This is a genomic window from Methylogaea oryzae, from assembly GCF_019669985.1.
GTDB classification, from domain to species: domain Bacteria; phylum Pseudomonadota; class Gammaproteobacteria; order Methylococcales; family Methylococcaceae; genus Methylogaea; species Methylogaea oryzae.
Map to the genome: position 1 here is coordinate 1,649,920 of NZ_AP019782.1, position 13,318 is coordinate 1,663,237.

Consider the following 13,318-nt stretch of genomic DNA (forward strand, 5'->3'; position numbering starts at 1 on the left):
TAACATGGCATTCGTTGTAGAAAAAGACAGTGGATTGATACCGCAAGTGCTTGCCGCCATTTTGGACGAATGTGTGAATGGCGTGACGCTGGCCGACCCGGATATCGAAGATGCGCCGATTGTCTACGCGAACAAGGCGTTTGAGCGGCTTACCGGCTATTCTCAAGAGGAAATCATCGGCCACAATTGCCGGTTTTTGCAGGGCGCCGACCGGGAGCAGCCCGGACGCTACCAGATCCGCGAGGCCATGGAAAAACATGAAGCCGTCGAAGTGACGCTGCGCAATTATAAAAAAGACGGATCGTTGTTTTTAAACCGTTTGAAAATCGTTCCCCTGTTCGACCGAAAAAAGCGGGTGATCTATTATCTCGGCGTGCAATACGACATCACCAGCCAGGTTCAGGCCAACGACGAAATCCAGAAGCTGACGGATTTGCTGGGCGCGGCGTCATGATTCGGCTGACCGGACGTTTTGCGACGACAAGCAATGGAGGATCGAGGCATGAGCAACGATAGCGGGCTGTTGTTTAGCGAGCAATTGTTCGGCTTGGCGTTGATTGCTTTCGCGGCGCTGTTGGTGTTGGAGAAATTTCGGCCTTACCGGGTGTTTCCAACCCATGTGTATAAGGAATCGGTCGTAACCAATACCACCGCGTTCCTGGTGAACAACCTGATACTCACCGTGTTGAGGGCCTCGTCGCTATTCTTCGTCGCGCAGGAATTTTCGTCCCACGGCCTGTTGAGCGGGCTGGACGAAGGTCCGCTGAAGTGGCTCATCACTTTTGTCTTGTTCGATTTCGCCATATACGTGTGGCATGTGGCGGGCCATAAGTACGAGTTCCTCTGGCGCTTCCACAAGGTTCATCACAGCGATAAAACGCTTAATGTTTCCACCGGCTTTCGCTTTCACGTCATCGACTTGCTGCTGGAGATCGTCTACAAATGCCTGTTTGTCGTCATCGTCGGGGCCAGCGCCTACCTGATATTGTGCATCGAAATCATCGAGCTGTTTTTCGTGTTTTTCCACCATGTCAATATTAAGGTTCCCAACGAGGAGATGATATCGAAAGTGATTATTACGCCGTCGCTGCATCGCGCCCACCATTCGACGTTGCGCAAGGAGCACGACAGTAACTACGGCATCGTGCTATCGGCTTGGGACAAGCTATTCGGGACGCAACAAGACGTGGTTCCGGAAAACATCGGATTGGATTTGATCGAAGCGAACAATTTCGTGCAGCTGTTTTCCCTGGCGTTCATCACGGAAAACAAGATCCGCCGATTGTTGAGTTGGATACCTAAGGGTAAGAAATAACAGGCGCGGCTATTGCTATTGGTGTCAGGTAATGATTATTAAAACTGGGCGGGATATAAGCGCCGGTGAGATTACCGACGAAAAGACGTTTCGCGAGCGGCGGAAAATTCTCAAGCTGGTATTGGCATCGGCTGTGGCGCAGTCCGCTGCGGTTTCCGCCGTCGCCAACGCCACGGATGCGTCGCCGCCGCCCGCCGGATCGGCCGTGCCCCGGCAGCCCGATTTGGTGGCGACCCCCAAGGGCCTGGTGGAAACCTACAACAATTATTACGAGTTCTCTTTCGACAAAGGCGAGGTGGCGAAGCTCGCGCAATCGCTGAGTACGCAACCTTGGTCCGTCGAAATCGCCGGCGAAGTGGAAAGACCGGGGGTATTTGGGCTGGAAGACCTTCTTCGCGCACAGGACCTGCGCGAATACGTTTACCGTTTCCGCTGCGTGGAAGCCTGGTCGATGGTGGTGCCGTGGATCGGCTTTCCCTTGGCGGCCTTGATCAAGGCCGCCAAGCCTTTGTCGAGCGCAAAGTTCGTTAAATTCACGGCGCTTTTCGCTCCGGACGTGATGCCCAATCAGCGGAAGGGGGCGATGCTGCAATGGCCTTACGTGGAGGGGCTGCGCATCGACGAAGCGGTCCATCCTTTGACCATACTGGCCACCGGGATGTACGGCGAAGCGTTGCCTAAGCAAAACGGCGCGCCGTTGCGCCTGGTCGTTCCGTGGAAATACGGGTTCAAGAGCATCAAGGGGATCACCAAAATCGAACTGGTGAGCGACATGCCGCTTACTTCCTGGCGTCAGTACGCCCCTCAGGAATACGGGTTTTACGCCAATGTGAATCCCGCCGTGCCTCATCCCCGTTGGAGCCAAAGCAGCGAGCGCAGCTTGGGGAGCGGCTTCTTCACGCCTCGCCGCGCCACGCAACCGTTCAACGGCTACGGCGACCAAGTGGCGTCGCTATACAGCGACATGAACCTGAGGCTGTTTTTCTGATGATGGGGTCTTTCGACCGATTCTGGCTGGTGCTGGCCGCCTGTTTCATACCGGCGATCTGGCTGGTGGCCGATATCGCCGGCGAAAGATTGGGCGCCAATCCCATCCAAGGCCTCCATATCCGTCTCGGCGACCTGTCCTTGCGCTTTCTCCTCGTCACCTTGGCGGTGACGCCGCTGCAAATGCTGACGGGAGTCGGCGGTATGGCCCGCTATCGGCAAATGTTCGGCTTGATGGCTTTTTTTTATGCCACGCTGCACGTCCTAGGCTACCTCGTGGTGGACCATGCCGGCGACTGGCGCTTGATCGCAATGGACATATGGGAAAGCCGGTACATCTGGCTCGGGGTGGCGGCGTATTTGATCCTGTTGATGTTGGCGGTGACTTCGCCAAAAAAGGCGAAAATCCGTTTGGGGAAGTCATGGAAAAAATTGCATCGGCTGATTTATCCCTGCGCGCTGGCGGCCAGTTTCCATTATTTGTGGCAATTCAAGGGAGACATGGCGGAGCCCTTGTTCTATCTGGCGGCCCTGCTGCTGCTGTTGGGGTTCCGTTTGCTGCCTAAAGCGAAGCGGAAGAGCGTCGCCGCGGCGTTTTCGTCCGCCTCGTCGGAGAAGTCCTAACGCACCGAAAGTGAAGGGGTTTTACCGGTAAGGCAGTCGTCTGGATTTTCGAGGGGGGATTCCGGCATGGGTATGAAAGCGATCAAGGCCGCGCCGAGCCTCTCTCCCGCGCTGTTCGCCGCTGCCGCGGCGCTGTTCTTCGCCGGCGCATGTTCCGCCCACGAACGCTGGATTTTGACCCCGGACCAGATCGCCCGGTGGAACGCCTTGCCCAAGCCGTCGCTGTATTCGGAACTCTCGTTCCTCAATGTGTCGATGGTGTTGCTGTTCCTGGTGTTCATCGTGGGCTGGATCCGCCTCGGCTACACCGGCGCCCGGGAGCTGTTTCCCGACCTGCAAGCCCGGCTCGCTTCATACGGCGAGCATGTGCCGCGTATCCTGCGCGTCTGCCTCGCGTGGATGTTGATTTCCTCCGCCTTGGGGATGGAGCCTCGCATCGGTGTGGCGCCGTTCACTTCGCCGACGCTCATCGCCCCCGATTTGCAAGTCGGCGAACTCGGCGCGCGTTGGGGTTGGCTGCCGTGGGCCGAATTGCTGCTGGGGCTGGCCATCCTTTTCGGCGTTTATGTGCGCTTATGCGCCGTGGCGCTGATGCTGCTCGGCCTGTCGGCGGGCGGACTGTTCGGCGTGGATTTCCTCGCCTACGGCGGCGCCTTGTTCGGGGCATCCATTTACCTGCTGCTGCAGGGGCCCGGCAGGCATTATCCGCCGCTCCCGACGCCGGCCTTCCTGCAAGGGGCGCAGGCCTGGCTGGCGGCGCAACCGCGAGCGCGCGCGCAGGCGATCATGCGGATCTTGACCGGCATCACCATGGTGTACCTCGGGATCGCCTATAAGATCCTGCAGCCCAACTTGGCCCTGGCCATCATCACCACTTATCACGTGCCGATCCTCTCCGCCGCGCCGGAAGCCTTTTCGCTTTTGATGGCCTTGGTGGAAGTGTCCGCCGGCGTTTTGCTGATCGCCGGAATCCTGCTGCGGCCGTTGTCGCTTTTCCTGTTGTTCGCCTTCGTGTCTTTCGCCTTGCTGTTGCCGGAAACCTTGACGTCGCACATTCTGTTTTACGGCGTCATGCTCTCGTGCCTGATCAATTCCGCCGGCCATTGGCGCATGCCCAGGCCGCGGGACCAAGAGGCGCAAATTCTGATCGTCGGCGGCGGATTCGCGGCGCTGCATGCGGCTTTAAAAGTCGAGCGCTTGGCCGGCGCCTATAGCAATGTCCGCGTCACCTTGCTGCACGATAATTCCAATTTCCTGCTGACGCCGTTATTGCCCGAAGTGATCGGCGGAAGCGTGCAGCCCAACAATGTGATCAACCCCATCCGGCGTATCGTTGCGCAAACCCAGGTGGTGGTCGGGCGCTTGGAGTGCATCGACGAGTCCAACCGGCAGGTTATCGCGCGACGACCCAGCGGAGAGCGCATCCGCTTGCCGTTCGACCAACTGGTTTTGGCGCAAACGAGCAAGCCGAATGTGACGGCCGTGACCGGCATCGTGTCCCATGGGATTCCGCTGGATTCGGTGGGCGATGCGTTGAATATCAGGAAGCGCTTGCTGGATCTGGTGGAGGAGGCGGACTTTTGCGCGGCGGCCAAGGAGGCCGGCCACGTGCTGGATATCGCCATCATCGGCTCGGGAGAACTGGCGTCCGGCATCGCCGCGGAAGTTTGCCAGATGTTGCGCGCGGCGGAGCCTTCTTACCCGACGCTGACACGCAACGGTTGGGCGGTGCATCTCTACGAGGACGCCGATTATCGCTATAGCGACTTCGAGAACGACATCATGCCGTTGCGCGATCGCTGCCTGGCGAAGGCGGGCGTTACTTTGCATCCGGGCGAGCGGGTCGCCAGCGTCACGCCGCAGGAAATCACGCTGGCCGACGGCGGGTGCCGAAGCTGCGCCATGGTGATCAACGCCAGTTTCAGCCCGCCCACGGTACGCTTCCAAAACGCCGAAAGCTTGACCTGGCCCTTGGCCCTGGACGAAACACTGGCTCTGGAAAGCCATCCCCATCTCTGGGTGGCGGCCCCCAATCATACGGGGGAAGGACAGCCTTACCCGTCGGCGGCTCAGTGGCAAGCCATCGGGGCCGCGGTCGGCTACAACGCTTGGGCGGTGTCGCAAGGCTTCAGTCCGCGCCCTTTCCGCGCCCGCGAGCGATTGATCCGGCCCTACGGCATCGGCTTTTACTCTCTGTGCCGCATCGGCGTTGCGACCTTCAGCGGCGTGGCCGCCTGGCTGGTGTCCAGACTGGACAACCTGTGGGTCGTGCCCGGCCTGGAAAAAAATCTGCGCATCATGATCGACTGGGCGCTGGTGATTCCTTTCCGCAGCGACATCGCGGTGCTCGCGTCGTCGCCGACCGCCCGTTTGCAACGGGTGCGTTTCGAGAAAGGGGAGGAAATCTTCCACCAGGGCGAAGAAGCCGAACTGGCCTATGTGGTCGAGTCAGGCCGCCTGGAAGTCATCAAGGACGGGCAAAAAGTCGGCGAGCTGGGCGTGGGAGACTATTTCGGCGAAATCGCCATGGCGCATCTGAGCCGAAGAGCGGAAACGGTGCGCTGTATCTCGCCCTGCGAACTCACCGTGCTCTCCCAGAGCGACTTCAGAGCGCTCACCAAGGGAACGGGGCTCATGACCAAGGCCATGCAGCGGCTTGCCCATGACCGTTCCGAACTCTCGGACGCCGACAGCGAGGGCGGCATCAAGCGCGTTGTGTACGTCAGCACCATGCATGCGCCTTTCTCCGAAACGGACATTATCGAGCTGGGTAGACAGTCGAGCATGAATAATCAAAAAGTCGGTTTGACCGGTATTTTGATTTCCGTCCACGAATATTTTTTCCAAATATTGGAAGGAAAGGCGGATGCGCTGGACGACTTGCTGGAAAAAATACGCAACGATCCGCGCCATCGGGATTTGACAGTGCTCAGCGTGGAATACGGATTGGAGGAACGCTTGTTTACCGACTGGGGCATGAAAACGATTTGCCTCACCGAGGAAAGCGGTATCCTGATGCAGGCGATACGCATGATGCTGCAAAACATTGCGCAATCCCATCACATCATCGGTTGTTATACGCAACCCGCCGTATTGAAGCTGTTGACCGACGGCATAAATCCGCTGCGTATTCCGGCCCAATCGACGGAGAAAACGGTGGTCGTCGGAACCATGACGGGGCTGGAGCAACTGCAGGAACAATATCCGGCCCAAAGCTTGGCCGAAGTCGTCAACAGCTATCTCGAGGTTTGCTCCACCTGTATCGTCGAGCACGGGGGGCAGGTGGCCAAATACTTGGGCGATGGCTTCATCGCCCACTTTTCCCAATCCGGGGGAGATGCGGCCATTGCCGCTTGTCTCGACGCCTTGCGGGGATTGCAGCAGTTGAGGCGCCGGGATGATCCCCGTTTTCAGCGGATTGACGGCGCTTTTGGTATCGACATAGGGCCGGTGATCGAGGGCAATATCGGTTCGTCGCTGAAAATGGACTATACGATTGCCGGTGCCGCGGTCAAAAGCGCCATGCGTATGGAAGCGTTGGCTCAAGCCGCCGCCAAGCCTTTGGTCGCGAGCAACGCCGTGCGGAAACGGGTGCAAGGGACTTGGCGACTCGAGCGTTTACCGGCGGCAAATCGGAAGGGAGCCCCCCGTCCGCGGGATGCCTATACGATCCCCGATACCCTGATCGAAGATTTACAGCCTCATATAATGAATTAACCGGTTTGTCCGGTTTGCCGGCATAGGCCAATCGGTGCGGCGAAAGCCGGCGTTTATTGCTAATAGGTTCCGTTAATGCACACGGCCATCATTTGGTTTCGCCGAGATTTTCGGCTGGCGGATAACCCCGCCTTGGAACTCGCCTTGGCGAGCGCGGAGCGAATCGTCCCGCTTTATATCCATGCCCCCGAGGAAGAGGCGGACTGGCCTCCAGGCGGCGCCAGCCGCTGGTGGCTGCATCATAGCTTGGCGGCCTTGGACGGCCGCTTGCGCGGCCTGGGCAGCCGGTTGATCCTGCGGCGCGGGCCGGCCCTGTCCGTCTTGCAAAAACTGGCGGCCGAGTGCGGCGCCACGTCGGTGTATTGGAACCGTCGCTACGAGCCGGCCGCCATCGCCCGCGACAGCGTCGTCAAGACCGCTTTGCGCGCCGCCGGCTTTACCGTGCGGAGCGGCAACAGCGCCTTGCTGCGCGAGCCGTGGGAGATTCAGCGCGCCGGCAGGCCTTATCAGGTGTTTACGCCTTATTGGAAGGCGGCGCGGGCGCTGGGCTGGCCCGCCGCCGGCCCGGCCGCGCCGTCGGCCTTGCCGGCGGTGGCGGAGCTGGACTCGGAACCCCTGGCGGCTTTAGCGCTGTTGCCGCGCATCGCCTGGGATCGGGAGTTCTACGATTGCTGGACGCCGGGCGAGCAGGGCGCCATCGCCGCCTTGCGGTGCTTCATCGACACCGCCCTTGCGCATTACGCCGTTGGGCGCGACATGCCGGCACAGCCCGTCACGTCGAGGCTTTCACCCCATTTGCATTTCGGCGAGATCGGTCCGCGACAGATTGTGCACGCCTTGCTGGACGAGGGCGACCGGGCGGGCGCGACGGCGGGCCTGGATAAATTCCTCGACGAATTAGGCTGGCGCGAATTCGCGCACTACCTGCTGTATCACTTCCCCCGCACCGTCACCGAGCCCTTGGACCAGCGCTTCGCCGATATGGCGTGGGAGAGCGACGCCGAGGGATTGCGGGCCTGGCAGCGCGGGCTGACCGGCTTTCCCCTGGTGGATGCCGGCATGCGGCAACTGTGGCGGACCGGTTGGATGCATAACCGCGTGCGCATGATCGCCGCTTCGCTGTTGGCGAAAAACCTGCTCCTGCCCTGGCAGGAAGGCGCGCGCTGGTTCTGGGACACCCTGGTGGACGCCGACTTGGCGAACAACGGCTTGGGTTGGCAGTGGGTGGCCGGCTGCGGGGCGGATGCCGCGCCTTATTTTCGCGTGTTCAATCCGGTGTTGCAGGGGGAGAAATTCGATCCCCAGGGGGATTATGTGCGGCAGTGGGTGCCGGCGCTGGCGCGCATGCCGGCGCGCTGGATTCACCAGCCCTGGCAGGCGCCGGCAAACGTCTTGGCGCAGGCCGGCGTGCGGTTGGGAGAGACCTATCCGCTGCCCATCGTCGACTTGGCCGATAGCCGCCGGCGGGCGTTGCTTGCTTTCGACGCCATCAAGCGGCGCTAATCCTCAATAAATCCGGCTGATGATGGTCGCTTCGCCGAAGTCGTCGGCTTCAATCAGGAACAGGTTGTTTTCCCGGTCTTTCGCCAGGTAGAGGGCTCCGCCCAGGTGCAGGATCACCGGATCGGGCACGATTTGGTGTACCGCGGCATAGGCCCCGTCCGGTTGCTGGCAGCCGGCCAAGAGGAGGCAGGCCACCGCGGCCAAAAGGAATTTCGATTTGTTCATGGTCGTCCCGGCTGTATTTTTCAGTGGGACAGCCGGGCATCCCGCTAGGTTCCCTTGGCGACGCGCCGATCCCGTTGCGGCGCAGCGGGTTTAGGCTTGCGGCAGATCTCCCTGCGGGGGTTGACGCCTTGGCGGCCATCGGCTCGGCGGTATGATGTTGGGCCGCGTATCCTCGTTTCAACCTGCGCATCGCACGCAGCGGCCTTTTCGGCGTTCGATGCCGTCAAGGGAAGGCAACGCCAGCGGCGGTAATGCGTATTTCCTACGCAAATTTAATCCCGGGATGACAGTATTTTAATCTCTGTCTTACAAAGAAATGGGCTGGATGTGCCTATGATTGGGCCGAGCCCGCTGCGTCCACGGCAATGCGCCGGTACGGCCGCGCGGGAAGCACCAAACCGAAATACGCCGTATTTTTTAATGGAATTAAATTATGGGTACCGTTTATATCGATTTCAGGAGTATTTCCTGGGGTGCTCCGGACGAAGACGACAATACCGATGTCTGGAGTGTCGAGAACAGCGCCGACGATCCTAATGAAATCACCTTGGCCGATCTCGGAAGCGTTAGCGATCCGGTAAAGAACTTGCAGGCGCTCAAGACCATCCCGCTTAATGGTAAGAACTACGAATTCGCTTTTTGGAACGCTACCGACGGCGTCGACGCGCTGCCGGGTTATCCGAATTCGGACCCCGCCCGCCTGCTGAACATTCCGTTGCATCCTGCCGCTTCCGTCATCTATGCCACCGCATGGTATGCCACGCCGGGCGACGGCAACGGCAAACCTGGCTTGCGCGCGCGCACGTTCGATATCGATCTGAACGCATTCCGCAAAGAGACGCCGGTTTCTGCGGTAACGCCGGCCAATGCCTGGCCGGGGCCGAACTCGCACTGGGCCTACACCGCCGATTCCGGGGTAACGGTGGTGCCGAAGGACCATTTGCTCTATCCCGAACCCACGCCCAATCAAGTGCCAGGCACGTTGCCGAAGCGCTTCAAGCGTTGGCAAAAGATTTGGGGTACGCCGGTCATCTCCGCGCCGCCAAGCGAGACGATTACCTTGGCGGCGAAAAGAACCGCGCTGGCCCTCGCGTTCTACGGCCATAGCCCGTCGCCTTCCCTGGGGACGACGGTGAACGACCGTACGTTCGATTTCTGGGCCGAGTTTTGGGGCAAACGCGGGGTGGAAGGCGAAGGACCTTGGGGGCCTCGCGGCCCGGCGGGGCCGTGGGGGCCTCGCATCGCGAGAGGGCTGGCGTCTCTGTCGGCGCAGGATCAGGAGGCGTTCAAGAGTCTGGTGGAGAAAATGGCCGGCAAAATAGAGTAGCTGGATAGCGGCCAAGCCTTTCCCGACCGTCCGCCGGGCGGTCGCGGCGATATAGCGCGACCGTTTCCTCCCGGCAAACAGGGCGGTGCGTTTGTAGCCCGGATTTCGCTGCGCTTTATCCGGGCTGCCTCTAACCCAGTTTTATCTCGACCTGGTGTTCGGCCCCGTCGCGGCTCAGCGGAATATGCGCCGCGCCGTCGCTGACCGTTACCGGTTTGCCGTCCAGTGTGGCGGCGCTGGCCGTGCCGCCGGCGTTTTCCACGCGGATGCGGTAGACGGTGTCGCTGTCCGGTAGGCGGTAGTCCAGGCGGAAGCCGGGCCAGGATTTGGGAATGCGCGGCTTGAGGCGGATATGTTCTCCGCCCGCCAGTTCGAAACCCAGCAGGGATTCCAGCACCACCCGGTAATACCAGCCGGCGGAACCGGTGTACCAAGTCCAGCCGCCCCGGCCGACGTGGGGATCGGCGCCGTACACGTCGGCGGCGATGACGTAAGGCTCCACTTGGTAGACGGCGACGTCTTCCGGCGTGGCGGCGTGGCTCATGGGGCTGAGCATCTCCAGCAGTTCGGCGGCGCGTTCGTGGCGGCCGGCTTCGGCCATGGCGCGGGCCACCCAGCAGGCGGCGTGGGTGTATTGGCCGCCGTTTTCCCGCACGCCTTTGACGTAGCCCTTGATGTAGCCGGGATCGTGGGGCGTGTTTTCGAACGGCGGAGTCAGCAGGCGGATGAGCTTGTCCTGGTCGGAGATGAGGTGCTCTTCCAGGGCGTCCATGGCCTGTTTGGCGCGTTCCTTGGACGCGGTGCCGGAAATGACGGCCCATGCTTGCGCCAGGGCGTCGATGCGGCATTCGTCGCTGTCCTTGGAGCCCATGACGGCGCCGTCGTCGTAATAGGCGCGGCGGTACCATTCCCCGTCCCAGCCGGCGTCGTTGAGGGCGTTCGCGAGCTTGGTCCGGTGCGCTTCGTAACGCGCGGCGCGCGCCTTATCGCCGCGATGCTCGCACACCGCGAGGAATTCGCCCAGCACGTTGTGCAGGAAAAAGCCCATCCACACGCTTTCGCCCTTGCCTTCGCGGCCGACGCGGCTCATGCCGTCGTTCCAGTCGCCGGTGCCGAACAGGGGCAGGCCGTGGGCGCCCAGGGTGAGGGAACGGTCCAGGGCGCGGCAGCAATGCTCGTATACGTCGCCCCACTGGCCGGAGCTTTCCGGCTTCAGGTAGGCCTCGTCTTCGCCCGCCTCCAGTTGTCGCGCTTCGAGGTATGCCGCGCGTTCGTCCAACACGCTCCAGTCGCCGGTGGCCTTGACGTAGAACGCCGCGATGTAGGGCAGCCACAGCAGGTCGTCGGCGAAGCGGGTGCGCAGGCCCACCTCGAGGGGGGCTTGATGCCACCAGTGCAGCACGTCGCCTTCGAGGAACTGGTGGCCGGCGTGCAGCACGATCTGGGCTCGGGTGATGTCCGGCCGCAAGTAGATCATGGCGGCGGTGTCCTGCAGCTGGTCGCGGTAGCCGTAGGCGCCGCCGGACTGGTAGAACGCCGAGCGTCCCCAGATGCGGCAGCTCAGGTTCTGGTAGGGCAGCCAGCCGTTGACCATGAGATCCAGCGCCGGCACGGGCGTTTCGATTTGCACGCCGGACAGGGTGCGGCGCCAGAAATCCTGGGCGTGCTGCAGGGCCTCCTCGGCTTGGAGCGGCCAGTGGTAGCGCTTGGCTAGCGCCAGGGTTTGCTCGTGGCCCAGGGCTTCGCCCAGCACGAAAGCGCAATCCAGGGTTTCGTTGGGTTGCAGCTCCACTTCGGCTTGCAGGGCGAAACAGGGCGACAGGCCGGGGCCGGCGCGGCCGTCCAGCCGGCTGTGCCGGGTTAGGGCGGCCGGCATGGCCAGGTTTCCGCCGGCGCCGATAAACGCCGCTCGGTCGGCGCTGTGGTGCAGCTTGTCGGCTCGGCCGGCATAGCTGGCGAAGGCGACTCCGCCGGCGAATTCGTGGCCTTGGAGGTTTTGCGCCAGCAACACGCCCGGATTCTCGTGCCATTCGCTGACGATGTTGTCGCGGGTTTCTTGCGGCAGCACGCCCAGCACCACTTGCTGGTAGGCGAACAGCGACAGGCGGCGGACGCGGCCGCTGCGGTTGGCGATTTTGATGCGGGTGATTTTGACCGGATCCTCGCAGGGCACGAATTGCCAAGCTTGCTGTTCCAGGCCGTGGCTGATGTGGTGATAGTGGCTATAACCGTGGCCGTGGCGGGCCTCGTAGGCGCCGCCCGGCACCGGGCCGGGCAGCGGCGACCAGTAGTTGCCGTCGTCCTCGTCGCGGATGTAGAAGGCTTCGCCGTGGGGGTCCAGCACCGGGTCGTTGGACCAGGGCGTCAAGCGGTGCTGCCGGCTGTTGCGGCTCCAGGTGTAGCCGGCGCCGGTTTCGCTGGCCAGAAAACCGGTGGTGGGATTGGCGACCGCGTTGGTCCAGGGCAGGGGCGGGCCTTGCAGGCGGCCGTTGCCGTCCGGCGCCAGGGGAATGACGTATTCGCGGCCGTCGCGGGTGAAGCCGCCGTAGCCGTTCCAGTGGTGCAGGGTGGCGAGCAAGGCCGGGTCGGTGGCGGCGGCTTCCGTATGGGGGCGGGCGCGCGGTGGCTCGGCGGGGGCAGGCGCTGCATTCCAAGCCGGAATAGCCGGTTGCCAAGGCTGTTGCTGTATTTGGGCGGCGATACGGTCGGCCAGCGCCATGGCTTGGGCTTTGTCGGGCGCGACGCCCAGGTAGAAGGCCAGCTCCAGGGATTCTCCCGGCGCCAGGGTGACGACGCGGCGCAGGCTCAACACCGGGTCCAGCACATTGCCGACGGTGCCGGGCAGGTTTTCCATCTCCACCGCCTGCGGCGCGGTCAGGTCGCGGCTACGGCCGATAAAACGGCGACGGTCGGTTTCGTATTGCAGCGCTCCCGCGCCGACGAGGCCGTGCACCAGCCAGGGAAATACCTCGTTGTGGCCGCGCGGGCGGCGGCTGGCGAGCAGCACTTGCCGCTCCGCGTCGAATGCGGTTTGCAGGAACAGCTTGGCGAAGGCCGGGTGGGCGGCGTCGGCCGGCGTGGGGGCCAGCACCGGTTCCAGGTAGCCGGTGACGGCGATGCGGCGCGGCTGGTCGGAGGCGTTCGACAGTCTCAGCCGGCGCAATTCCGCCGTTTCGTTCGGGCACAGGGAAACCTCCAGCAGCGTTTCCAGTCCCGCTTGGCGCTGTCGGAACGCCACCGTGTCGTCGTCGGCGGCGTGGCCGCGGGCTTCCGCGCTTTGTCCCAGGGGCGCCGGCGTCGGCGACCAGGTGAGGCCGGCGTCCAGGTCGCGCAGGTAGACGAAAAAGCCCAGCGCGTCGAGGACCGGATCGGCGCTGTCGCGGGTCAGTGCGTGGGGGCCTTGGCCGGACCAACCGGTGCCGCTGGCCGAAATGTGCACGCGGTAGCGGTCGTCGCCCAGAACGGACGGTGGAACGGAGGTGGGCGGTTGCTGGTTCATCGGCGGGACTCTTGTGGAAATTTGCGTTAAGGGTAGCCGAGGCCGGGCGTTTGCGGAACTGGGAAATGCCGATGCGTCGACGGGACGCGGGCAAGCGCCGCATTCAGCCATTACAATGCCG

The 13,318-nt window shown here is 62.3% G+C and carries 9 protein-coding genes; 7 read left to right on the forward strand and 2 right to left on the reverse strand.

Going from position 1 to position 13,318, the window contains the following annotated elements; translation table 11 throughout:
• Positions 1 to 46: 46 nt before the first annotated feature.
• The 6 genes from K5607_RS07665 to K5607_RS07690 all read left to right on the forward strand — a co-directional run bounded on the left by K5607_RS07665 (position 47) and on the right by K5607_RS07690 (position 8,146).
• Positions 47 to 454, forward strand: coding sequence for a PAS domain-containing protein (locus tag K5607_RS07665; RefSeq protein ID WP_343222979.1), 408 nt, complete (start codon positions 47 to 49; stop codon positions 452 to 454).
• A 48-nt stretch (positions 455 to 502) separates the two neighbouring features.
• Positions 503 to 1,315, forward strand: a complete 813-nt coding sequence (locus tag K5607_RS07670; protein WP_246598985.1) for a sterol desaturase family protein — start codon at positions 503 to 505, stop codon at positions 1,313 to 1,315.
• A 31-nt stretch (positions 1,316 to 1,346) separates the two neighbouring features.
• Positions 1,347 to 2,303, forward strand: coding sequence for a protein-methionine-sulfoxide reductase catalytic subunit MsrP (msrP, locus tag K5607_RS07675; protein ID WP_221048700.1), 957 nt, complete (start codon positions 1,347 to 1,349; stop codon positions 2,301 to 2,303).
• A complete protein-coding gene (locus K5607_RS07680; RefSeq protein WP_054772482.1) occupies positions 2,303 to 2,926 on the forward strand; it encodes a protein-methionine-sulfoxide reductase heme-binding subunit MsrQ in 624 nt (207 codons plus the stop codon). Before msrP ends, K5607_RS07680 begins: the two co-directional genes overlap by 1 nt.
• A gap of 66 nt (positions 2,927 to 2,992) precedes the next feature.
• Entirely contained in the window at positions 2,993 to 6,643 is a 3,651-nt protein-coding gene (locus K5607_RS07685; RefSeq protein WP_221048701.1) for a BLUF domain-containing protein, read from the forward strand.
• Positions 6,644 to 6,718: 75 nt separating this feature from the next.
• Positions 6,719 to 8,146 carry a cryptochrome/photolyase family protein gene (locus K5607_RS07690; RefSeq protein WP_221048702.1) on the forward strand — a complete coding sequence of 476 codons (1,428 nt, stop codon included), beginning with the start codon at positions 6,719 to 6,721 and terminating at the stop codon, positions 8,144 to 8,146.
• A 3-nt stretch (positions 8,147 to 8,149) separates the two neighbouring features.
• On the opposite strand, the gene K5607_RS07695 is transcribed toward K5607_RS07690, so the two are convergent.
• Positions 8,150 to 8,371, reverse strand: coding sequence for a hypothetical protein (locus tag K5607_RS07695; protein ID WP_221048703.1), 222 nt, complete (start codon positions 8,369 to 8,371; stop codon positions 8,150 to 8,152).
• Between the two features lie 433 nt (positions 8,372 to 8,804).
• On the opposite strand from K5607_RS07695, the gene K5607_RS07700 reads away from it, so the two are divergent.
• Complete coding sequence (locus tag K5607_RS07700; protein ID WP_054774252.1) at positions 8,805 to 9,698, forward strand: hypothetical protein; 894 nt, start codon at positions 8,805 to 8,807, stop codon at positions 9,696 to 9,698.
• Positions 9,699 to 9,828: 130 nt separating this feature from the next.
• Here the strand turns inward: K5607_RS07700 and K5607_RS07705 are convergent, their stop codons facing one another.
• Positions 9,829 to 13,197: a GH36-type glycosyl hydrolase domain-containing protein gene (locus K5607_RS07705; protein ID WP_221048704.1), complete on the reverse strand. Its 3,369-nt coding sequence runs from the start codon at positions 13,195 to 13,197 to the stop codon at positions 9,829 to 9,831.
• Between the last annotated feature and the right edge of the window lie 121 nt (positions 13,198 to 13,318).